At 75.1% G+C, this 21059-nt stretch carries 17 protein-coding genes; 5 read left to right on the forward strand and 12 right to left on the reverse strand.

Going from position 1 to position 21059, the window contains the following annotated elements; all coding sequences use genetic code 11:
* Nucleotides 1-48 precede the first annotated feature (48 nt).
* Nucleotides 49-1563, forward strand: a complete 1515-nt coding sequence (locus HS048_RS01645) for a sigma factor (protein ID WP_196465945.1) — start codon at nt 49-51, stop codon at nt 1561-1563.
* Here the strand turns inward: HS048_RS01645 and HS048_RS38430 are convergent.
* From HS048_RS38430 to HS048_RS01680, 7 genes are all read right to left on the reverse strand, one after another.
* Complete coding sequence (locus HS048_RS38430; protein WP_307832335.1) at nt 1560-3476, reverse strand: GTPase; 1917 nt, start codon at nt 3474-3476, stop codon at nt 1560-1562. The genes HS048_RS01645 and HS048_RS38430 overlap by 4 nt on opposite strands.
* Nucleotides 3473-5236, reverse strand: coding sequence for an ABC transporter (locus tag HS048_RS01655; protein ID WP_230880688.1), 1764 nt, complete (start codon nt 5234-5236; stop codon nt 3473-3475). Before HS048_RS01655 ends, HS048_RS38430 begins: the two co-directional genes overlap by 4 nt.
* Nucleotides 5237-5496: 260 nt before the next feature.
* On the reverse strand, nt 5497-6201 hold the full coding sequence (locus HS048_RS01660) for a response regulator transcription factor (protein WP_068902105.1): 705 nt from the start codon (nt 6199-6201) through the stop codon (nt 5497-5499).
* A gap of 80 nt (nt 6202-6281) precedes the next feature.
* Entirely contained in the window at nt 6282-7670 is a 1389-nt protein-coding gene (locus HS048_RS01665; protein ID WP_068902103.1) for a cell wall metabolism sensor histidine kinase WalK, read from the reverse strand.
* Entirely contained in the window at nt 7670-8395 is a 726-nt protein-coding gene (locus HS048_RS01670; RefSeq protein ID WP_068902101.1) for a response regulator transcription factor, read from the reverse strand. Before HS048_RS01670 ends, HS048_RS01665 begins: the two co-directional genes overlap by 1 nt.
* A gap of 26 nt (nt 8396-8421) precedes the next feature.
* Nucleotides 8422-9612 carry an L-2-hydroxyglutarate oxidase gene (gene lhgO, locus HS048_RS01675; protein ID WP_196465946.1) on the reverse strand — a complete coding sequence of 397 codons (1191 nt, stop codon included), beginning with the start codon at nt 9610-9612 and terminating at the stop codon, nt 8422-8424.
* A gap of 176 nt (nt 9613-9788) precedes the next feature.
* Nucleotides 9789-12782: an SCO7613 C-terminal domain-containing membrane protein gene (locus HS048_RS01680; RefSeq protein WP_196465947.1), complete on the reverse strand. Its 2994-nt coding sequence runs from the start codon at nt 12780-12782 to the stop codon at nt 9789-9791.
* A gap of 276 nt (nt 12783-13058) precedes the next feature.
* Between HS048_RS01680 and HS048_RS01685 the strand changes: the two genes are divergently transcribed.
* From HS048_RS01685 to HS048_RS01695, 3 genes are read left to right on the forward strand one after another with little or no spacing between them, the layout of a single operon-like run.
* Nucleotides 13059-13280: a hypothetical protein gene (locus HS048_RS01685; protein WP_196465948.1), complete on the forward strand. Its 222-nt coding sequence runs from the start codon at nt 13059-13061 to the stop codon at nt 13278-13280.
* Between the two features lie 4 nt (nt 13281-13284).
* Nucleotides 13285-13620, forward strand: a complete 336-nt coding sequence (locus tag HS048_RS01690; protein WP_068902091.1) for a PadR family transcriptional regulator — start codon at nt 13285-13287, stop codon at nt 13618-13620.
* Nucleotides 13617-14360: a hypothetical protein gene (locus HS048_RS01695; protein ID WP_068902089.1), complete on the forward strand. Its 744-nt coding sequence runs from the start codon at nt 13617-13619 to the stop codon at nt 14358-14360. The genes HS048_RS01690 and HS048_RS01695 overlap by 4 nt, the downstream gene beginning before the upstream one ends.
* A gap of 43 nt (nt 14361-14403) precedes the next feature.
* Here HS048_RS01695 and HS048_RS01700 read toward each other — a convergent pair whose 3' ends face one another.
* From HS048_RS01700 to HS048_RS01710, 3 genes are all read right to left on the reverse strand, one after another.
* On the reverse strand, nt 14404-15672 hold the full coding sequence (locus HS048_RS01700; protein ID WP_230880689.1) for a hypothetical protein: 1269 nt from the start codon (nt 15670-15672) through the stop codon (nt 14404-14406).
* A 138-nt stretch (nt 15673-15810) separates the two neighbouring features.
* A complete protein-coding gene (locus HS048_RS01705) occupies nt 15811-16776 on the reverse strand; it encodes a serine hydrolase (protein WP_196465949.1) in 966 nt (321 codons plus the stop codon).
* A gap of 102 nt (nt 16777-16878) precedes the next feature.
* On the reverse strand, nt 16879-17805 hold the full coding sequence (locus tag HS048_RS01710) for a neutral zinc metallopeptidase (RefSeq protein WP_230880690.1): 927 nt from the start codon (nt 17803-17805) through the stop codon (nt 16879-16881).
* A 170-nt stretch (nt 17806-17975) separates the two neighbouring features.
* Between HS048_RS01710 and HS048_RS01715 the strand changes: the two genes are divergently transcribed.
* Nucleotides 17976-18944, forward strand: coding sequence for an aldo/keto reductase (locus HS048_RS01715; RefSeq protein ID WP_068902085.1), 969 nt, complete (start codon nt 17976-17978; stop codon nt 18942-18944).
* A gap of 122 nt (nt 18945-19066) precedes the next feature.
* Here HS048_RS01715 and thpR read toward each other — a convergent pair whose 3' ends face one another.
* Nucleotides 19067-19795, reverse strand: coding sequence for an RNA 2',3'-cyclic phosphodiesterase (thpR, locus tag HS048_RS01720; protein WP_153054553.1), 729 nt, complete (start codon nt 19793-19795; stop codon nt 19067-19069).
* Complete coding sequence (locus HS048_RS01725; RefSeq protein WP_307832336.1) at nt 19752-21041, reverse strand: MFS transporter; 1290 nt, start codon at nt 21039-21041, stop codon at nt 19752-19754. Before HS048_RS01725 ends, thpR begins: the two co-directional genes overlap by 44 nt.
* Nucleotides 21042-21059 lie beyond the last annotated feature (18 nt).

Genomic DNA, 21059 nt, shown 5'->3' on the forward strand with positions numbered 1-21059 from the left:
GGCGGCCGAGTTCGTCTGGGATGTGACGGACTCGGAAAGGCGGAGACTTTGGACGACGACTCCCGCTTCGCGGACTTCGTCGCCGAGCGGGCCGACGCGCTGCTGCGTTACGGCTACGTGCTCAGCGGTGATCCGCACGACGCGGCCGACCTCACCCAGGAGGCGCTGATCCGGCTGCACCGGGCCTGGTCCAGGGTCCGCCGCAAGAGCGACCCGGAGGGTTACGTCAGGACGACCATGGCCCGGTTGCACGTCGGCGTCTGGCGGCTGCGGCGGCGCGAGCGGCTCGTGTGGGACCTGCCGGAGGGCGCGCACCTGGACGCTCCGCCCTCCGACACCGAGCGCGCGCCCCGGGCACCGGGCGCGCTGTCGTCCCAGGTCGCGGCCCGCTCTCGGCGGCGCAGGGCGCGCGCCCACGCGCTGTTCGCCGCCGCCGCCGTCGTCGTGGTCGCGGGCGGGACCGGGCTGGCCGTACGGGGCGCCGGAGGCGACACCGCCCCGCCGGTCCTGAGCCCGTCTCCGGCATCGACCGCCGGGACCGCCTCCGGGACACCGTCCCCGCCCGCCGTCCCCGAACCGGTGGAGGAGGTCTGGCCGCAGGCGGTCTGGAAGATCCCGGCCAGGCTGCCCGGCGGAGGGAAGTTCCAGCCTCGGGCGTTCGTCGACGACCGCACGGTCCTGCTGGAGACGTGGGAGAGCTTCGAGAAGGCGAACGCGCTCCACGCCTACGACCTGGACACCGGAGACGTCCGGAAGGTCGCCGACATCCGCACCCCGAAGGGGGTGTTCGCCTCCGGATACTCGGTCGGCGAGGGACGGATCGTCTGGCAGACGATCGAGGAGGGCGACGGTGACGAGAGCAAGGGGACCCGGGTCACGAAGTTCTGGTCGGTCCCGGTCGAGGGCGGGGAACCCGCGGCCGTCACCACGGACCGCCCGGTCGTGGGACGCGGCGACCGGCTCACCGTGACCGGCGGCAAGCTGGCCTTCTCCCTCTTCGAGGGCGGCGTCTTCACGGTCCCCCTCGGGGGCGGGACCGTCGAGCCGGTGCCGGGGGCCGACCGGCACCACATCCTGCGCTGGCCCTGCCACATCCTGCGCTGGCCCTGGGTCGGCACGCCCGGTGAGTACACGCCGGACGGGGAGCCGAGCTTCGAGGAACTGCTCAACGCCGAGACCGGCGAGACGAGCAGGGCGACGGTCCGTCCGGGTGAGCGGAACGTGCGATGCGGGGTGACGGTGTGCGCCGGCGACCGGGGCGACGGCACGTCGTTCCACCGGTCGCGCGACGGCTCGCAGGAGCTCGATCTCCCCTCGGGCGTGTTCGCGGAGCCGGCCCTCGACCGCTTCTACGCCGCGCATCTGCCCGGGTCGCCGGGCGGACAGTACCTGTACGACCGGCTCACCGGCAGATCAGGTGACCTGGGACTGCGCCCCAACGCCCGGGGCGAGTCGATCGCGATCACCCTGAGTCCCGGTGTGAACGACGGCCGCCTGGTGGCGTACCCGCTCAAGGGGAAGTACGTGATCATCGATCTCGAGCGGCTCGCCGAGGGCTCCTAGGCTCCACGCCGGGCCGTGGCGACCGCCTCGGTGAAGCGGCGGTGGCGGGTCAGCTCGTCCTGCACGGGGTCCAGGACGAGTTCGCGGCCGACCCGCTCCACGCTCGCGCGCAGCGCCCCGGCCGCCTTCCTGGCCCGCCGCCGCCCGCCGAGCCAGGCGACGGCCCGGGAGAGCAGCGCGAGCACGACGCCGAGCAGCAGCCCGCCGAGCAGCAGCAGGGTGGGCCACGGCAGCTCACCGGCGGTCGGCACGGGCGGTTCGGGCAGGTGCAGGTAGTCCATGGCGAACAGGCCGAGCAGCCAGAGCGCGCCCGCCACCGCCGCCGCGAGCACCAGCCACTGCGCCGCCCCGGCCACCCGCCACCACAGCGGCCTGCGGGACGCGCCGAGCGAGGTGGTCGCCACCGCCCGGTCGAGCGCGTCCTCCAGCTCGTCCGCGTGCGACCGCGCCGCGCGCCGTACGGCCGCCGCCCACGGCTCGGACAGTCCCGCCGAGGCGACGGCGGCCGTGTCGCGCAGGGCGGTGTCCAGCTGGGAGCGCTGGACCGCCCCGGCGGCGGGGATCGAGGTGCGCCCGACGGCCTCGCCGACCGCGTCCGGTCCCGGGGAGCCGCCGCCCAGGCGGAGGCGGCGCAGCGGGTCGGGCCGCAACCGGCGGGCCCACCGGGTCACCGGCCAGCCGGTGGCGGCGACCGAACGGTGCCGGTGCGCCTTCGCCACCGCCCGGACCACCACCGGCACCCCGGCCGCCTGCGACAGCGCGGCGGCCAGCGGCCCGGCCAGGACGCCGGCGTCCGCGTCCGGGGTCCGCACCGGCCCGGTCGCGCCGCCCACCGGCGCCGGTCCGCCCGTGCCGCGGGCACCGGTTCCCCCGGCCGCCCCGCCCGAGCCGGTCGAACCCCCGATCCCGGACCCGGTGCCGGTCGAGGCCCCGGTCCCGGACCCGGTGCCGGTCGAGGTCCCGGACCCGGTGCCGGTCGAGGTCCCGGACCCGGTCGAGGCCCGGGCCAGCGCGTCGGCGGCGGTCTCCGCGTCGGCGGCCAGGCGGTCGGTCCAGGAACGGCGGCCGGCGACCCGGGCGGCCAGCAGCGCGCGCAGCTCGCCGACGCCCGCCCCGGTCCGCGCCGAGACGCCGAGCACCGGCACCCCGGCCAGCCCGTCGGCCTCCAGCAGCCGCCGCAGGTCCGCCAGGCACCGCTCGGCCGCGGCCGGGGAGAGCCGGTCGATCTGGTTGAGGACGACCACCGTGACGTCCCGGTGCCGGGCCAGCGGAGCCAGGTAGAGGTCGTGCACGGCCGCGTCGGCGTACTTCTGCGGGTCGAGCACCCACACCAGCAGGTCGACCAGCCCGGCGAGCCGGTCCACCTCCAGGCGGTGCGCCCGCTCGATCGAGTCGTGGTCGGGCAGGTCGAGCAGGACCAGCCCGCTCAGGCCGGCGTCGCCCGCGCCGTCCCTCGCACCGCTCCCTGCACCGTCCCTCGCGCCGCTCTCCCCGCCGTACCCGGTTCCGTCACGTGCGGCGCCCGCCGTACGGTGCTCCGCCGTACCGTCCACCTCGTGGCGGTCGGGGATCTGCAGCCAGTCGAGCAGCGGCCCGGACCCGGCGCCGTCCCACAGCGCCGCCTGCGCGGTGGACGTGGTGGGCCGGGTCACGCCGACCCTGGCCAGCGAGGTCCCGGACAGCAGGTTGAACAGGGACGACTTGCCGCTGCCCGTCGCCCCGGCCAGCGCGACCGCGGTGTGGTCCACCGACAGGCTCCGCCGCGCGCCCGCCCGGTCGACCACCGCGCGCGCCCGCGCGACCGCTCCGGCGTCCAGCCGCCCGTCGGCCAGTTCGGCGGCCTCCGCCAGGGCCGTCAGCCGGTCGTCCAGGGAGGGCCCGCTCCCGCGGCCCGTGCGTCTGAGCAGCTTCACCGGTCACCCGCCCTCTTCCCGGCCGCGGCCGGGGTCCCGCCGGGGATCTCCCGCCGGTGCTCCCGTACGGCCTGCGCCGCCGCGCGCAGCGCCGGGGCGCTCCCGTCGGGCGGCCGGACGGCGTCGAGGAGGCCGGTGAAGCGGGCCGCCTCCCGGGCGAGGATGTCCTCGACCCGGGCGCGCAGGTCCTCCCGGGCCCGCATCGTCAGGGTGCGGACGGCCTGGTCCCCGAAGACGGCCTCCAGGAGCTTCTGGCTGAGCACGCTGGTGCCGCCGGCGATGCCGACCTCGATCCCGGTCAAGCCCCCGGTGGAGGCGAAGACCGCGATCATGAGCAGCAGCCCGGCGCCGTTGACCCCGTACGAGGCGATCCTGGCGGCGGTCCGCTTCTCCGCGCCCTCCTGCCGGACCAGGTCCAGCACGTACCCCTGCCAGCCCCGGACGGCCTCCTCCGCGGAGCGGCGCAGTTCCGGCGAGGAGTGGCCCAGCCGCCCGGCCTCGACGGCGCCCGCCTGCTCCAGCAGCGCGCGGCCCGCCTCCCTGGCGGCCCACGACTCCAGCGCGCGTTCGGCGGCGCTGTCGGCCGACGCCCGGATCAGGGTCTCCACCCCGCTCTCCAGCGCGACCCGCAGCTCGCTCTCCGGGGCGGGCCGCCCGGTGAACAGCGCGACGACGCGGTCCCGCAGCCACCCCACCCGGCTTTCCAGGGAGCGCATCAGGTCGCCGGTGCCGATGAAGTCCTGCCAGCGGGCGAGCACCTCGCCCCGGAGCAGCGAGCCGTCCAGCATGCCCTCCTCGAAGCGGGCCATGCCCTCGGCGTAGGCCGCGTCGGTCGCCGCCCGGAGCTCGGCGTCCGCCGCGTGCTGGCGGTCCACCGCGTCGGCGAGCGCGGGGACGCGGACGGCGAGGCTCTCCAGCGCGCCGGAGAGGGTCTGGCGCACCACCTCCGCGCGGGCCGCCGCGTCGGCCGCGATGCCGTCCAGCCACCGGGTGATCGGCCGGACGGCCTCGCGCGGCAGCCGGGCGTTCTCCTCGGGCAGCGGCAGTTCCGGCACCTCGAACAGCCGGGTCCCGCCCAGTCCGTTGGCCTCCAGCAGCCTCGCCAGGTCGCCCGCGACCACGCCGAGCGCCTCCGGCGGGACGCGGGACAGGATCACGGCCAGCGCCGTGCTCCGTTCCCGGGCCGCGCGCAGGAAGCCCCACGGCACCTCGTCGGCGTAGCGGGCGGCGGTGGTGGTGAACAGCCACAGATCGGCGGCGGCGAGGAGCTGGGCGGCCAGCTCGCGGTTGGCCGTGACGACCGAGTCGATGTCGGGCGCGTCGAGCAGGGCCAGGCCGGGCGGGAGCGCCTCGGCGACGACCACCCGGAGCGTGCCCGGCTCGCCGGAACCGCTCCCGGTCGCCCGGGGCAGTCCGGGCAGGACGTGGCGGCCGGCGAACCAGTCCCGGTCGGCGGGGGCGGTGACCAGCGTGGGGGCCAGGGTGGTGGGGCGGAGCACGCCGGGTTCGGAGACGTCCGCGCCGACCAGGGAGTTCACCAGGGTGGACTTGCCCGCCCCGGTGGATCCGCCGACGACGGCCAGCAGCGGGGCGTCGATCGCGCTCAGGCGCGGGATCAGGTAGTCGTCGAGCTGGCCGGTCAGCTCCCGCAGCGCCCGCCGGTCGGCCGCCGCGTCCCCGGCCGCCAGGGGGAACAGCTCATGGTCGAGGTGGCGGCGGAGTTCCCGCAGCGCTCCCAGCAGACCGTCGCTTTCCTTCATAGAACGGGTCATTCCCGAGGAAAGAGCGCCTAGACGCGAACGGCCCCACCGCTCGACCGGGTCACGGGGGCGAACCGGGTCGCGCGATGGGGCCTGTCTCCCGGCTCCGGCCGGCGGGCCTTGACCGGGCTCATCTCCCCCGCAGCTGGAGACGATCCCGGGCCCGCCGCCGTTCCGGGAGGTTCTGGGGTCACGCACCGCCCATTGGAACCCATCAAACTCAGGGTCAGGTCAGGCGGAGCTGAAGAATAGCTGAATGTTCAATCACCTTGCGGCGGGCGCAGCACGTAGCCCACCCCGCGCAGGGTGTGGATGAGCCGCGGCTCGGCCGTGTCGACCTTCCGCCGCAGGTAGGAGACGTAGGACTCGACGACACCGGCGTCGCCGCCGAAGTCGTAGTTCCACACGTGCTCCAGGATCTGCGCCTTGGACAGCACCCGGCCGGTGTTGACCATGAGGTGGTGCAGCAGCTTGAACTCCGTCGGCGAGAGCCGTACGGGCTCCCCCGCCTTCCAGACCTGGTGCGCCTCCTCGTCCAGCTCCAGGTCGGCGACCTGGAGGCGCGCCGGGAGGTCGAGGTCGCCCCGGGTGCGGCGGAGCACGGCCCGGATGCGCGCGAGGACCTCCTCCAGGCTGAACGGCTTGGTCACGTAGTCGTCGGCCAGCCGCAGCCCCGTGACCTTGTCGTCGACGCCGTCCCGGGCGGTGAGGAAGACCACGGGCATCTGACTCCCCATCTCCCGCAGCCGCCCGGCCACCGCGAAGCCGTCCATGTCGGGCAGCATCACGTCGAGCACCACGAGGTCGGGGCGGATCCGCTGGGCGAACTGCACCGCCTCCCCGCCGTCCGCCGCGGTCATGACCTCGAAGCCGGACATGCGCAGGCTCGCGGAGAGCAGTTCCCTGATGTTCGGTTCGTCGTCCACCACCAGCAGGCGGGCCTCAACTCTGTCCAGCACGACCAAGAGGCTCGCTCACCTGCCTGGGGAGGCGCTCCGGGGCCGCTGAACGTTTGCTGAGAGCCCGCCCGGCGCCGGGTCCGGCCTCAGCCGGAGTCGGGCGCCAGGGGGAGCCGGACGCTGAAGACGGCGCCCTCGCCGGGCACGGAGTCGACGGACACGGTGCCGCCGTGCGCCTCGACCATGGCCGCGACGATGGCCAGGCCCAGCCCGCTGCCGCCGCCCTCGGGGGCGCGGCGGCCGCGGGCGGAGTCGACCCGGTAGAACCGCTCGAAGACGCGCTCGCGCTGCTCCGCGGTCAGGCCCGGCCCCTCGTCCGCCACCTCCACGACGGCCGTCTCGCCCTCGGCGCGGAGCAGCACCCGCACGGGCGTGCCCTCGGGGGTGTGGGTGAGCGCGTTGTTCATCAGGTTGCCGACGACCTGGCGGAGCCGTACCTCGTCGCCCGAGACGATCAGCGCGGCACCGTCGACGGAGAGCGAGACGTTCCGCTCCGGGGCGAGGATCCGGGCGTCGTGGACGGCGTCGGCGGCGATGGCGAGCAGGTCCACCGGGCGCATGGACATCGGCCGCTGCTGGTCCATCCGGGCGAGCATCAGCAGGTCGTCCACGAGCAGGCCCATCCGGACCGCCTCCGACTCCACCCGGCGCATCAGCGGCGCGGCGTCGACGCCGGGCGCCTGCCGGTAGAACTCGGCGAACCCCCGGATCGACGTCAGCGGCGTGCGCAGCTCGTGCGAGGCGTCGGCGACGAAACGGCGCATCCGCTCCTCGGACCCGCGGGCCGCGGCCTCGGACTCGGACCTGGCCTGGAAGGCCGCCTCGATCTGCGCGAGCATGCCGTTCAGCGACCGGCCCAGGCGGCCGACCTCGGTGCGGGAGTCCGCGTCGGGGACGCGGCGGCTCAGGTCTCCGGCGGCGATGGCCTCGGCGGTGCGCTCGATCTCCTCCAGCGGGCGCAGGCTCCGCCGGATGACCACCACGCCCACCAGCGCCAGCGCCGCCATCAGCCCGCCGCCGCCGAGGAGCTCCACCAGCGCGAGCTGGCCGACGATCTGCCGGACCTCGGCCAGGTCGACGGCGACGAGGATGCTCCCGCCGGTGTCCAGCGGGGTCACCCGGATCCGCCACTCGTCGCGGTGGAACGGTTCCAGGCCCGGGTCGGAGGGTACGGCCGGCACCGGTCTGCCCTCCACGTCCACCCCGCTGGCCGTGACGAGGGCCCGGCCCTGCGGGCCGCGGAGCTCCACCTTCATGTCGGGCGGGAGGGCCCTGCCGTTCATGTTGAAGGGGCCCGGGGAGTGCAGGCGGCGCAGCATGGTCGCGGTGGTGAGGTCGATCTGGGTGTCCACCCGGTCGATCAGGTAGCCCCGCATGATCGAGACGCTGCCCACGCCGATCAGGACCAGCGCGATGGCCAGCAGGACCAGGATGATGCCGATCAGCCTGACGCGCAGCGGACTGCGGGCGAACATCAGGAACCCGGCGATCCCGGCGGGCGGCGGAGCACGTAGCCGACTCCGCGCAGCGTGTGGATCAACCGGGGATCCGTATTGTCGATCTTGCGGCGGAGCACGGAGACGTAGGACTCCACGATCCCGACGTCGCCGCGGAAGTCGTAGTCCCAGACGTGATCGAGGATCTGGGCCTTGGACAGCACCCGGCCCGCGTTCGCCATGAAGTAGCGCAGCAGCTTGAACTCCGTCGGCGACAACGCCACCGCCCGGCCCCCGCGCCACACCTCGTGGCTCTCCTCGTCGAGCTCGACGTCGGCGAAGGTGAGCCTGGGCGGCCGGGCGAACGCGTCCCCCCCGCCGGTACGGCGCAGCACGGCCCGGATGCGGGCCACGACCTCCTCCAGGCTGAACGGCTTGGTCACGTAGTCGTCCCCGCCCGCGGTCAGCCCGCGGATCTTGTCCTCGACGGCGTCCCGGGCGGTGAGGAAGAGCACCGGCGTGTCGGTCCCCCCGCCGCGCAGCCGCCGCACGACGTCGAAGCCGTCCATGTCGGGGAGCATCACGTCGAGCACGATCAGGTCCGGGCGGTGGCGCTGCACGGCGGCGACGGCGTCGGCGCCGTTGCCCGCGGTGTTCACCCCGAAGCCGGCGAACCGCAGGCTCGCCGCCAGCAGTTCGAGGATGTTCGGTTCGTCCTCGACGATCAGCAGACGGGCCTCGGGAGATCCGTTCACGAGGCCCATCCCCACCCGTCCGTCCGAGAAAGCCGTTAAGAAGTCAGAACAGAGGTTATCCCGACAAGATGCCTGGCTATCGCCAAACTGGATGTCGCAGCGGGGGAAGGGGCGTTGCGCACCAGGGTGATCAGGCCGTGCACGTCGATCGCGAAATCGTCCAGCATGCTCCCGTCGCGGGCCACGGCCTGCGCCCGGACCCCGCTTCCGGCCGGGACGAGGTCGGCGGCGGTGAGCTCGGGGACGTACCGGCGCGCCGCCGCCAGGAAGGCCCCTCCGGACAGCGAGCCCAGCACCTCGCCGATCCCCGTCCGCCAGTGCCGGGCGACCAGCCGCCGGGTCCCCGGCCAGGCCGCGACGCGGCGCAGGTCGGCGAGGTCGACGTCCCGCCAGGAGTAGCCCTCCAGCGCCAGCGCCGGCACCGCGTTGGGGCCGACGAGCACCTCGCCGTCGATCGTGCGGGTCAGGTGCACGCCGAGGAACGGGTAGCGGGGGTCGGGCACCGGGTAGACCAGCCCGCGCACCAGTTCCCTGGCCCGTCCGGCGAGGGCGTGATACTCCCCGCGGAAGGGGACGATCCGCACCTCGCCGGGCGACCCTGCCATCCGGGCGACCGCGTCGGTGCCGAGCCCGGCGCAGACGACCAGCCGGTCGAAGCGCATCCTGCTCCCCCCGGCGACCACCTCCACCCCGTCCGCGGTCTGGCGCAGCCTGCGGACCGGGTGCGAGAGCCGTACCGCGCCGCCCGACTCCTCCACGTCGCGGGCCAGGCGGCGGGCGACGGCGGGGAAGTCGGCGATCGCGGTGCGCGGGGAGTGCACGGCGGCCACCCCGACGGCGTGCGGCTCGACCTCGCGCAGGGCCAGCGCGTCCAGCTCGGCGACGCCGGGCACGCCGTTCTCCCTGGCCCGCTCGGCGATCGCGCGCAGGGCGGGCCGCTCGGCGGCGGTGGCGGCGATGACGAGCTTGCCGACCTCGTCGTAGGCGATGGCGTGCTCGGCGCAGTACTCCCGCAGCAGGGCCATGCCCTCCCGGCAGAGCTCCGCCTTGAGCGAGCCCGGCCGGTAGTAGAGACCGGCGTGCACGACCCCGCTGTTGTGCCCGGTCTGGTGGGCCCCGATGCGGTCCTCCTTGTCGAGGACGGTCACCCGCGCGCCGCGGGTCAGCGCGAGCTCCCTGGCCACCGCCAGACCGACGATGCCGGCACCCACGATCCCGACGTTCATGGCACGACCTCCGAAACAGGATGCTCCCTCACGGGAGCACACATTCTTCGAAAGTTAGCGGCAACCACCTGCCACGGGCCAGGGGAACCCCGGCCACCGCGTCCGACGGCGGTCCTCCGGCCGGGGGCGGGAGGACCACCGGCCCGGACTCCGGCCCGGACCGCCGGAGGCTCCGGTCACCGCATCCGGCCGACGGCCTCGCGCAGGCGGCGCACCTCCCGCAGCCGGGCCTCGTAGGTCGCGCCGACCACCACCAGGAGCAGCCCGCCGAGGGCCATCGGCACCCACCGGGGCACCGCCGCGACGGCCTGGGCGATCCAGGGCGCCAGCTCGTGCAGGGCCACGACGGCCAGCGTCAGGCCGCCGAGCACCGCCGGGGCCTGGAGCCGGAACCGGGCTCCGGCCAAGAGGACCGCCAGCGAGAAGCCGCCGAGCAGCAGGAGCCGGAGGCCTCCGTCGCCGGTCAGCACGGCGATCGTGCTGGGCAGCAGACCGGAGGCGAGGCCGGAGCCGTAGACGCTCCAGGAGGAGGCTCGCCCGCCCCTCGCCCGCAGGAGCCCGAAGGCCAGCAGGACGAGCGAGAACGGCACCGTGTACGCCTCGACCACGGTGATGTCCGAGGCGAGCAGCCGCAGCCAGGCGGCCGCCAGCAGGAAGCCGGTCCCGGCGTACGCCGCCGGCCGCCGGTCCGGGCGCAGCGCCGTACCCGCCAGCAGCACGCCGACGACGGCGCAGGCCAGACTGAGGGTCGGCAGGTGCGCGACGCCGGGGCCTGGGACCAGCGAGTCGTGGACGACGAGCGCCAGCCCCCAGGCGGTGAGGCAGTACCCCGCAGCCTCCAGCCCGGCCGACAGCTCCCGCAGCCGCCCCCTCATCCCGCGCCCGGCCGACGGATCCTCCGGTCCGCCCTTCCCGTCGTGCCCGGCCAGCGGCTCCTCCGGTCCACCCCGCTTCTCACGTCCGGCCGACGGCTCCTCCGGCCCGCCCTTCCCGTCGTGCCCGGTCCCGGAGGCCCGGGAACCGCCCGCGCCCTCCCGGTCCCCGGAGCCTGCCGGGCCGGTCGCGCTCCCCCGCACCGCCGGGCCGTACGGCCTGCGGACCAGGCCCGCCGCCGCCGCGGCCAGGCCGGCCACCGCGAACAGGCCGAACGCCGCGTACCGGGCCGGCCAGCCCAGTGACACCCCGACCGCCAGGACCTCGCCTCCCGCGAGCACCACCGCGAGCCCGGCGCCGAGGAGGCGTACGGCCCGCGTCCGGGCGAGGAGGGCGGCCGCGGCCCAGACGAGCAGGAGGCAGACGAGTGCCGCGTGGGTGGCGGTCCGCTCCGCCAGGGCGGTGACGGCCGCCCACAGGGTGACCGCCGCGGCGGCGGTCGCCAGGGTCTCCGCCCGCCACCGCCGGCCGGTCAGGGCCGCCCCGGCCGTGAGGGCCGCGGCGAGCGCGAGCAGGGTCGCGACGGCGGCCGGGTGGGTCCAGCCGAGGGCGTCCGGGACCAGCACCGTCCCGATCGTGCCGGACAGCAGCGCGGCGACGCCCGCGGGCCTCCGCAGTCCGCGACCGGACCCCGCCGCCCCCGGAGCGGAGACGGCGGGGACGCGGCCCCGCACGGCCAGGGCGGCGGAGGCCGCGGCGAGCAGCGCCAGGACGACCACCGGCGTGAGCGGCACCGGCGACCACCCTTCGCCGTACCCGTGCGGGCCCGACCAGATCCGGTCCAGGCGGGCGAACGGCTCCGTCAGCGCCCGGGCGATGTCGGCATGGAACGGGAGCACCGTCAGCACGGCCAGGCTCCCGCCGGTGACCGCCGCCGCGGAGCGGATCCCGGGCTCGTCCGGCCCGGCCGGGCACAGCGCAACGGCGGCGACGGCCAGCCCCGCCACGGCGTACACCAGCGCGTGCCAGCCGGAGGGGACGAGCGGCAGGAAGGGCGCCGCGAGGCCGGCGGCCAGCGCGAACGCCGACGCGGCGGCGAGGCCGGTGACCCGTCCCACCGCGCGCCGCAGGGCCACCGTGATCCCGGTCAGCGCCAGAACGGCCGGCAGCGCTCCCCGGATCGCGGCGCCGAGCCGGTCCCCGGAGGAGAAACCCCACACCAGGCCCGGAGCGGAGTCCGCCGCGCCGTACAGCACGCCGAGCGTCCACACGGTGCCGAACGAGAACGCCGCCGTCCTCCGGATCCCGGGCCGGATCGGGGCCGCGGACCGGTGCTTCAGGAACAGCAGGAGGGCGGCGTCGGCCGCGGCCGTCGCCGCGAACGCGGCGGTCACCCAGGGCGCCGGCAGCTCCGCCGCCACCAGCACGAGGGGGAACTGGGCGAACAGCACCGCCGCGGGCAGCGGCAGCCTCAGCGGCACCGCCCGCGAGTACGCGGCCATGGCGAGCGCGACCACGGCGAACACCCCGCCCGCGTAGACGTTCCCGGCGAGGGTGGCGGTTCCCGCCAGATCGGCCTGCCGGACGGCGTAGCCGTCCAGGAGGAGCAGGACCACGCCGAGCGCCGCGACGGTCTCCGCGGTGGCGGTCAGCCCGCGGCCCGCCAGTGCCCGCGGCACCGCCAGGATCACCGCGGTGAAGCCGGCCAGCACCGCGGCCCGCCCGCCGATGCCGAGGTGGCCCCAGCTCACCGCCGTGAACACGACGGCCGCGACGGCCAGCAACAGCCCGCCGAGGGCGAGCAGCAGGTTCTGCACCGCCTTCGGCGAGAAGTCTCCGCCCGGACGCGCGGGGCCCACTCCTCCGGTCCCGTTCCGTCCCCCTCCGGTCCGCCCCGTCCCGACCGGCCCCCGCACCTCCGGGCCCGGTTCCGCCCGTCGCGCTCCCGGAGCGGCCTCCGGGGTACTCCCGCCCGCCTGAGCACTCTGCCGGGCGCCTTCCGCCCGGAGCATGCGGAGCAGCCGGCTGCGGCGGACGAGCAGCTCGGACCTGCGCGCTCCGAGCTCGGCCAGTGCCTGGTCGAGCCGCCACAGCTCGGCTGCCAGCGGCCCGCTCAGCGGCAGGGCGCAGCGCGGGCAACGCTCCTGGGGAGCGGTCAGGCGCACCCCGCATTCCGGACATCTCGGCTCACCCGGCAGGAAGGCGGCGTCCGAGAACGGGTCGGCGGAGCCCGGCAGCGGGTCGGCGGAGGCCGAGAGCGGATCAGCGGCGTCCGGAAGCGGGTCGGCGGGTTCCATGCCTTCACCATGCCGTCGGCCGGTCGCCCACCGCATCCGGCGGGCTACTCATCCGGGACTGAGTACTTCCGACGCGCCACCTGGAACACCCCCCCGATCGGGCACCGCGAAGCCGGCGGACCGGCGAGCCGACGCACCGCCTCCTGGACGCCGGAGCAATCTAGGTTGCATCTCTAACTAGATGGCTGTAGCTTCTACATCGCGAAGACGACGACTCCTCCCGGAGCCGGCCGCCGACGCGATCCCCCACCCGGCACCCACCAAGGGAGAGATCAGATGACCACCACGCAGTCCGGCTCCCCGGCCACCCCCGTCCGCAGCGCGCTCTTCTCCGACAGGCGCTTCCAGCTCACCCTCGCCGCCTTCTGGATCCTCATGGCGGCCCGCACCCTCGTCAGCCGCTACGCCGACCAGGACCTCCTCTCCGGCTTCCTCACCGGCCTCTTCGTCGTCACCGCCGTCGCCCTGGTCTGGCAGTTCGCGCGTGCCCGCCGCTAACCCCATGACCGCCGACCGCCGCGCCAGCTGGCTGAAGGGCGTCCTCGACCTGCTGGTGCTCGCCGGCCTCACCGAGGGCGAGAACTACGGCTACGAGATCGCCAAGGGCCTCGCCGAGATCGGGTTCGACATCAAGGGCGGCACGCTGTACCCCGTGCTCAACCGGCTCGAGGAGGCCGGCCTGGTCACCGCGGAGTTCCGCGCCACCGAGCGCGGCCCCGGCCGCCGCTACTACACCCTGACCCGGCAGGGCCGCGACACGCTCACCGAGCAGGGCGCGCTCTGGCTGGCCTTCGACGAATCCGTCCGTTCGGCACTCGCCCGGGGAGGCGTCAGATGACCACCGCCTACTTCGACGAACTCGCCGGGCACCTGCGCGGACACGGCGTCCCCGCGGAGGAGGTCGCCGCGACCGTCGACGACCTCGCCGCCTACGCCGCCGAGAGCGGCGCCGACCCGGAGGAGGAGTTCGGCCCCGCGGCCGGCTTCGCCGCCACCCTCGCCCCCGCCGCGCAGGAGGCCGCCCCGGAGGGCGGCCCGGACCCGGCCGCCGAGACCTGGGTCTGGACCGCCGACGCCTTCCGGGACCGCGAATACCTGAACAGGTACGGCGAGCAGGGCTGGGAGGTCGAGCGCATCGACCACCTGGGCCGCTTCGTCAGCCGGCGCGACCCCGAGCGCCCGCTCCGCTGGGAGTACCGCCGCGAGACCGTGCTGCCGGCGAAGCACGACGCCCTCGCCGAACGCCTCGCCCCGGACGGCTGGGAGCCCTGCGGCGGCTGGATGTACTTCCAGTACTTCAAGCGCCCCAAGGCCGTCTCCGAAGGGCTCGCGGGCGAGCTCGACGACGCCCCCGCCACGCCCGCCCGCCGGGTGTTCTTCGGCAGGCGCTTCTACGCCTTCATGGTCGTCTGGGTGCTCTACATGGCCGCCCTCATCACCGGCATCGTGCTCGGCGTCGGCCCGCTCTCCGGCGGCGACCACGAGTTCGGCCCGGACTTCGTCGGGGGCGTCCTGGCCGGCATCGCCGTCGTCGTCCTCCCCGTCCTGATCACGCTCCGCCGGAGGCGCCGCCGCTGACCGGGCCCCCGGCGCGCACCCCACCGGGTACGGCGGCCGGGGTCTACCGGGTACGGCGGGCGACGAAGACGATCGCGCCGGTGGCGCCGAAGGCCACGAGCAGCCAGAGCAGCACCGCCGAGACCGGCACGCCGGCGTCCTCCCCGCCGTCCTCGGCCGCCTCCGCCGTACCGGCCGGCTCCGTGCGCGCCGTACCGCTCCGCTCCGGGACCGGAGTGGGGGCGGGAGCGGCCGCCTCCAGGACCCGGCCGGGCAGCGGCACCAGGTGGACCGGGCTGTCCGCGCCCTCCGAACCGGTCAGCAGGGCCTTGCCGTCCGCGGTGTAGGCGATCGACTCGGCCTGCTCCAGCGGGGGCATCGGGACCCGGGCGAGCTGCTCGTCGAAGTCGCGGTAGACCGTCGCGGAGATGTAGGTCCGGACCACGAAGCTCGACCCGTCGGGCGCGTAGGCGGCGTCGGTCGCCATGATCGGCGCTGAGCCGACCTTGCGCAGCACGTTGACCCGCCCGGTGCGCAGGCGCTTCGGCGCCGCGTAGATCGCCCCGGCGAACTCCTTGGTCACGATGTACAGCCGCCCGGTCCGGGGGTCGACCATGACGCCCTCGGCGTTGTGCCCGCCGTCCTCGTAGCGGAAGCGGTAGCGCACGGCCGGGAGCACGGCGTCCTTCAGCGAGGCGGGCTCGGCCACCTTGTAGACCGAGACGTCCGGCCAGGCGCCGTCGAAGTTGTCGCCGATGTCGGCGAACCAGAGCACTCCGCGCCCGGTCTCCGGGTCCCTGGAGACCGCCATCCCCTCCCAGTCGCGGGCCGCCGCGCCCCGCAGGGTGAACGCCGCCCGGGTCTTCCCGTCGCCGCCGACCGCGAAGAAGACCGGTCCGGCCTCGCTGTCGTTGTGGGTGTAGTAGACGTCCTCGTGGGTCGGCGAGACCGCCAGCCCGCTCGACTCGGTGATCCGCTCGTCCTCGAAGCGGAACAGGACCCGGTCCGCCTCCCGGCTCCCCGCCGGCTCCGTCGGCTCGGCCGCCCCGGCGCCGCCCGCGCCCGCCACCGGCCCCGTGCCCGCCACCGGCCCCGTGCCCGCCACCGGCCCGGTACCCGCCACCGGCCCCGTGCCCGCCACCGGCCCGGTACCCGCCACCGGCCCCGTGCCCACCGCACCGGTCGCCGCCTGCACCCCGCCCTCGCCCGCCACGACCCGCGTGTCCGCCGGACGCTCCACCGCCCGTACGCCGGGCCCGGCGAACACCGTCGCCGCGGCCACCCCGGCCGCGGCGAGCACCCGAATCAGGACTTCCCCCGGTCTGCTGCGCATTCAGCCATCATGCCCCGGCGGCGGCTCGCGCAGGCCCGCCCGCGATGACCGGGTGCCCCGGCCCAAGGGTACGGTCCTGCCGTCCAGTCGCCCGGAGCCTCATACGGGCGGACGCCCTGAACGGGGCGCCGGACCGGCTCAGCCGCCGATCCCCGCCAGGACCACCTCGTCGACCACGACCGCGGCGGTCGACTGGTCGGGCAGGTTGTACCGCCCCGCGGTGACGGCGACGACGAGGTCCAGCGCGGGCACCACGTGGATGCGCTGGCCGCCGTTGCCGAACGCGGCCGTCCAGGTGTCGCCCACGTACCACTGGTAGCCGTAGTGGGAGTCCTCGTCGATCCGCACGTGCGGGCTGAGCGCCGTCTCCAGCCAGGACTCCGGCACGATGCCGGCGCCCCTTTCCAGCACGAGCCGCCCGATCGCGAGGAGGTCGCGGGGCGTGAGCCGCAGCCCGGCGGCCGCCAGGGCCCTGCCGTCCGTACCCGTCGTCCACTCGAAGCGCCCGATCCCCAGCGGCTCGAACAGCCTGGTCCGCGCGTAGTCCTCCAGCGCCGACCCCGTGCCCTTCTCGACGAGTCGCGCCACCAGCGCCGTGGCCCCGCCGCAGTAGGAGCGCCGCACGCCCGGCTCGTCCACGATCGGCCGCTCCAGGATGTAGCGGAAGCGGTCGGGGGCGAACTCCATCGCGATCTCGCTGTTGGCCGGGCTCGTGTAGGGCGCGCTCTCGTCCCACTCCAGGCCGAGCGTCATGGTGAGCGCGTGCTCGACGGTCAGTGCGGCGCGGCGGGGGTCCGCGGCGAGGTCGGGGTATTCGGGGAAGTGCCGCAGCAGCGGCTCTCCGGGCTCCGGCACCCGGCCCTCGCCCAGGGCGATGCCGTACAGCAGGCCGACGACGCTCTTGGTGACCGAGCGGACGTCGTGGAGGGTGTCCGGGGTGAAGCGCACGTGGCCGAGGGGCTCGTTCAGCCGGAAGTCCTCTCCCTCGCCGTAGTGCTCCAGGACCACCTCACCGCGGTGGGCGGCGACGACGCCGTGGAGGTCCGGCACCCTGCCCCGGTCGGCGGCGTGGGCGAGGCGTTCGGCGAGCGCGTCAGCAGTCATGATCCTTTTCTAGCCCCTTCTCCCGGCCCGGCGCCACGTCCGCGGCGGCCCGGCGAGGGCGACCGGTCGTGCCCGGCTCCGCCCCGGGGACACCGCCCCGGGTCAGGAGACCCGGGACGGCGGGGCGCTCCAGGTGTCGCAGGCGGCCGGGGAGACCGTGTCGAGGCCGCGCCGGAACCAGCGGACCCGGTTCGCACCGGTGCCGTGGGTGCGGTACCCGGGGTCGTCGCCCCTGGCCCGGAGCGTGTCGGACAGCGCCTCCCAGTCCCGCCCGGTGCGTGCCAGCGAGTGCCGCACGCCGCCCAGGAACACGCCCGCCAGGCAGTCCGCCTGCAGTTCGTAGCGGCGCTTGAGCTCGGCCGCCTCGGAACCTCTGCCGCGTCCGGCCCGCGCCTCGTAGGCACGCCTGATGCCGGTGAGGCTCTGCAGGTGGTGACCGTACTCGTGGGCCGCCGTCCGCAGGGGGTACAGGTCGGTCCGGTCCTCGATCCACATGCCGGTGAGCGGGAACACCAGCGTGGCCCGCTCGATGCAGTAGAGGGCGTCCACATGGGGGTTCTTCACCCCGCACACGTACTCCGGGAGCTCCTCGTGGAAGCGCACGGCGGGCGCGCGGAACCTCAGCCCGGCCCGGGAGAAATGCGCGGACCATGCCCGGTCCAGGCACTTCACGGCCGCCGCGAGGTATTCGCGTGTCCGCGGGATCCCGCCCTCGGTGATGGGCGGCTCCGGGCACGACGTGGCCGCCAGCCTGCCGGTCCCCGCGAACGGGTTCCGCACCGGCGCGTTCTCCGCGGCCGGACGTCCTGCGGACGCCTCGGCCCGCACGGTGCCCGACGCGGCCTGAGCGGCCCCCGGCGCGACCCGCACGGTGCCTGACACGGCCTGTACGGTCCCCGGCGCGGCGGCCTGAGCGGCTCCCGGCGGCAGGACGGCGAGGCACACGGCGGCGGGCAGGACCCATCGGACGAGGGCGGCCGGGCGCCGGAGGGACGGGAGGAAACCGGTGCCGGGCAGGGGGAGGCGCATGACCGGACAGTTTAGGGCCCCGGGCCGCGAGAAGCCGCGGAGCACGTCCGCCCCGTCCGCCCCGTCTGCGGCACCCGCGACATCGGGGGGAACGGAGGGACGCAGGACATCCGGCGTCTCGGGAAAAGACACTCGCCTGGAGCGCGCTCCAGGTCCCTAATGTGGAACGCATGGATTACACGCAGCTTGGCCGTACCGGCCTGAAGGTCAGCCGCCTGTGCCTCGGCACCATGAACTTCGGCCCCGTGACCACGGAGGAAGACTCCTTCGCGATCATGGACCACGCCCACGAGCTGGGGATCAACTTCTTCGACACCGCCAACGTCTACGGGTGGAAGAAGGGCGAGGGCATCACCGAGAACATCATCGGGCGCTGGTTCGCCCAGGGCGGCGGCCGCCGGGAGAAGACGGTCATCGCCACGAAGCTCTACGGCGGGATGGGCGACTGGCCCAACGAGGACCGGCTCTCGGCGCTCAACATCCGCCGCGCCTGCGACGCCTCGCTGAAGCGCATGCAGACCGACTACATCGACCTCTACCAGGCGCACCACGTCGACCGGAACACCCCGTTCGAGGAGTTCTGGGAGGCCATGGACATCCTCAAGCAGCAGGGCAAGATCCTGTACGTCGGGTCGTCCAACTTCGCGGGCTGGCACATCGCCAAGGCCCAGGAGGAGGCCCGCCGCCGGGGCACGGTGGGTCTGGTCTCCGAGCAGTCCCACTACAACCTGCTGGTCCGGGCCGCCGAGCTCGAGGTCGTCCCGGCCTGCGAGGACTACGGTCTCGGACTGATCCCGTGGAGCCCGCTCGCGGGCGGCCTGCTCGGCGGCGTCCTCCGGAAGATCGACAAGGGCCGCTCCGCCTCGGAGAACATCGTCAAGGAGCTGGACAAGCACCGCGACAAGATCGAGCGGTACGAGGCGTTCTGCGACGAGCTCGGCGAGGACCCCGCCAACGTCGGCCTGGCGTGGCTGCTCCACCAGCGGGCCGTCACCGCGCCGATCATCGGTCCGCGCACGCTGGAGCAGCTCGACGGGACCGTCAAGGCCCTGGAGGTCACGCTCGACGAGAAGGCCCTGGCCCGCCTCGACGAGATCTTCCCGGGCTTCAAGACCGCCCCCGAGGAGTACGCCTGGTAGCGGGCGCTCCGCTCGGGAGGGCGCCGCGCTAGGAGACGAGGGCTCCGACCACCACGAGGAGCACGAGCAGTGCGAGCACCGTGGGCAGCAGCCAGCGACGGGGACGATCCACGCCCTGGAGCCTAGTCCTGCCCACGGGATGCCCGTGCCACGAGCGGCCATCTCTCGACCGTCTCGTAGCGGACCCGGCCGCCCAGGTGGCTTCTCATCAGGTGCACGGTGTCCGCCTCCCACGCGCTGCCGGCGAACGGTTCCAGGGCCCCGACCAGCGGGCGCAGATCGACATCGCCCCTGATCTTGGCCCTGGCCAGGGTCAGGTGCGGCCGGAACCGCCGCTCGTCCACCGCGATGCCCTCGCGCCGCGCCGCCGCACCGACGGAGTCGGCGAGGCGGACGATCCCGGGGCGGCCGCCGTGCGGCCCGGCGCTCCCGTGCGACCCGCCGTCTCCGTGCGGCGCACCGCCGTACGGCCCGCCGCCTCCCTGCGGCGTCTCACCTCCGTGCGGCGCACCGCCGGGCCCGTCACCCCGGTGCGCCGCACCGCCCCCGTGCGGCGGCTCGCCTCCGCGCAGCCCGGCCCAGAAGACCCGGGCCCGCCGGGCCGAGGGGAACGCGCCCGCGCCGGCGAACGCCAGCGTCATCGGCTCGTACCTCGACGCGGCGCGGGCGAGGCGGGTCTGGAGCGCGGGCAGGAGCTCCTCGGCCACCTCGCCCAGGAACGCCAGCGTCAGATGCCAGTTGTCCGGATCGGCCCAGCGCAGCTGGGGCCAGTGCTCCCGGTGGGGCGCGAGTGCGCCGGCGAGCTCGTCACGCACCGGCCGCGGCGGCAGCAACGCCACGAACAGCCGCATGCGTCCTCCTGCCGATCGCCTTCGTCAGCATTATCGCCGCACCGACGCCGATCAGGGTGAGCGCCCCGCCGATCACGACACCCGTGCGCGGGCCTCCCAGGTCGGAGACCCAGCCGAGCAGCGGCGCGCCGACCGGGGCGCCGCCGGTGAACACCAGCACGTACAGGCCCATCACCCGGCCGCGCATCTCCGGCGCGGCGGCGAGCTGCACACCGGCGTTGGCGGTCGTGTTGACCGTGATCAGCGCGACCCCGGTGGGGACGAGCAGGAGCAGGTAGACGGGGTATCCGGGGGCCAGGCCGGTGGCGATCTGGAACAGGCCGAACGAGATCGCGCCGCCGACCAGCAGTCTCCGGCTCGGCTTCGTGCGCCGGGCCGCCATGAGCGCGCCGCCCAGCGCGCCCACCGCGAACATGCTGGAGGCCAGGCCGAAGGAGGAGGGGCCCGCGGCGAAGACCTCGCGGGCCATCAGCGCGATGGACATCGAGAACGACTGCGTGAACATCGACACGAAGGCGATCATCAGGATCGGCATCAGCAGGTCCGGCCGCTCCAGCACGTGGCGCAGGCCCTCGCGGAGCTGGCCCTTGACCCGGGGCACCGGGTCGGGGGTCGTCAGCTCCGAGGCGCGCATCAGCAGCAGGCCGCCGAGCACGGCGAGGAACGAGACCGCGTTGACCAGGAAGATCGGGCCGGTGCCGCCGAGCATGTGGATCAGCAGACCCGCGACCGCCGGGCCGACCACGCGGGCCAGGTTGAAGCTGGAGGCGTTGAGCGCGATCGCGTTGGGCAGGTCCTTGCGGCCGACCATCTCGACCACGAACGACTGCCGGGTCGGCACCTCGACGCAGGCGATGAGCCCCAGGGTGAAGGCCATGACGTAGACGTGCCATTCCCGCACGGCACCGGTCACGGTGAGCACGCCCATGGTCAGCGCCAGCAGGCCCATGAGCGACTGGGCGACGAGCAGCACCCGCCGCTTGGGGTAGCGGTCGGCGAGCATCCCGCCCCAGAGGCCGAACAGCAGCATCGGCAGGAACTGCAGCGCGGTGGCCACGCCCAGGGCGGTGGCGCTGCCGTGCGTCAGGTCCAGCACCAGCAGGTCCTGCGCGGTGCGCTGCATCCACCCGCCGACGTTGGAGACCACGCCGCCGATCGCGAACAACCGGTAGTTGCGGTTGCGCAGCGAGCGGAACATCGCGCCCCGCGCCCCGGCGTCCCCGGGTACGGCGCGCGCCCCGGCCACCGGTGCCCCGGCCGCTGC

The organism is Planomonospora sp. ID91781 (assembly GCF_015711595.1).
Lineage (GTDB): Bacteria > Actinomycetota > Actinomycetes > Streptosporangiales > Streptosporangiaceae > Planomonospora > Planomonospora parontospora.

Excerpts from the sequence above, each read along its gene's own strand:
- thpR (WP_153054553.1), bottom strand. The coding sequence starts at position 19,795 with ATGCGGCTGTTCGTGGCGTTGCTGCCGCCGCGGCCGGTGCGTGACGAG.
- HS048_RS01665 (WP_068902103.1), bottom strand. The coding sequence starts at position 7,670 with ATGTTCGCCCGCAGTCCGCTGCGCGTCAGGCTGATCGGCATCATCCTG.
- HS048_RS01655 (WP_230880688.1), bottom strand. The coding sequence starts at position 5,236 with ATGAAGGAAAGCGACGGTCTGCTGGGAGCGCTGCGGGAACTCCGCCGC.
- lhgO (WP_196465946.1), bottom strand. The coding sequence starts at position 9,612 with ATGAACGTCGGGATCGTGGGTGCCGGCATCGTCGGTCTGGCGGTGGCC.
- HS048_RS01690 (WP_068902091.1), top strand. The coding sequence starts at position 13,285 with ATGACCGCCGACCGCCGCGCCAGCTGGCTGAAGGGCGTCCTCGACCTG.
- HS048_RS01695 (WP_068902089.1), top strand. The coding sequence starts at position 13,617 with ATGACCACCGCCTACTTCGACGAACTCGCCGGGCACCTGCGCGGACAC.
- HS048_RS01680 (WP_196465947.1), bottom strand. The coding sequence starts at position 12,782 with ATGGAACCCGCCGACCCGCTTCCGGACGCCGCTGATCCGCTCTCGGCC.
- HS048_RS01705 (WP_196465949.1), bottom strand. The coding sequence starts at position 16,776 with ATGACTGCTGACGCGCTCGCCGAACGCCTCGCCCACGCCGCCGACCGG.
- HS048_RS01715 (WP_068902085.1), top strand. The coding sequence starts at position 17,976 with ATGGATTACACGCAGCTTGGCCGTACCGGCCTGAAGGTCAGCCGCCTG.
- HS048_RS01710 (WP_230880690.1), bottom strand. The coding sequence starts at position 17,805 with ATGCGCCTCCCCCTGCCCGGCACCGGTTTCCTCCCGTCCCTCCGGCGC.
- HS048_RS01670 (WP_068902101.1), bottom strand. The coding sequence starts at position 8,395 with ATGGGCCTCGTGAACGGATCTCCCGAGGCCCGTCTGCTGATCGTCGAG.
- HS048_RS01685 (WP_196465948.1), top strand. The coding sequence starts at position 13,059 with ATGACCACCACGCAGTCCGGCTCCCCGGCCACCCCCGTCCGCAGCGCG.
- HS048_RS01700 (WP_230880689.1), bottom strand. The coding sequence starts at position 15,672 with ATGCGCAGCAGACCGGGGGAAGTCCTGATTCGGGTGCTCGCCGCGGCC.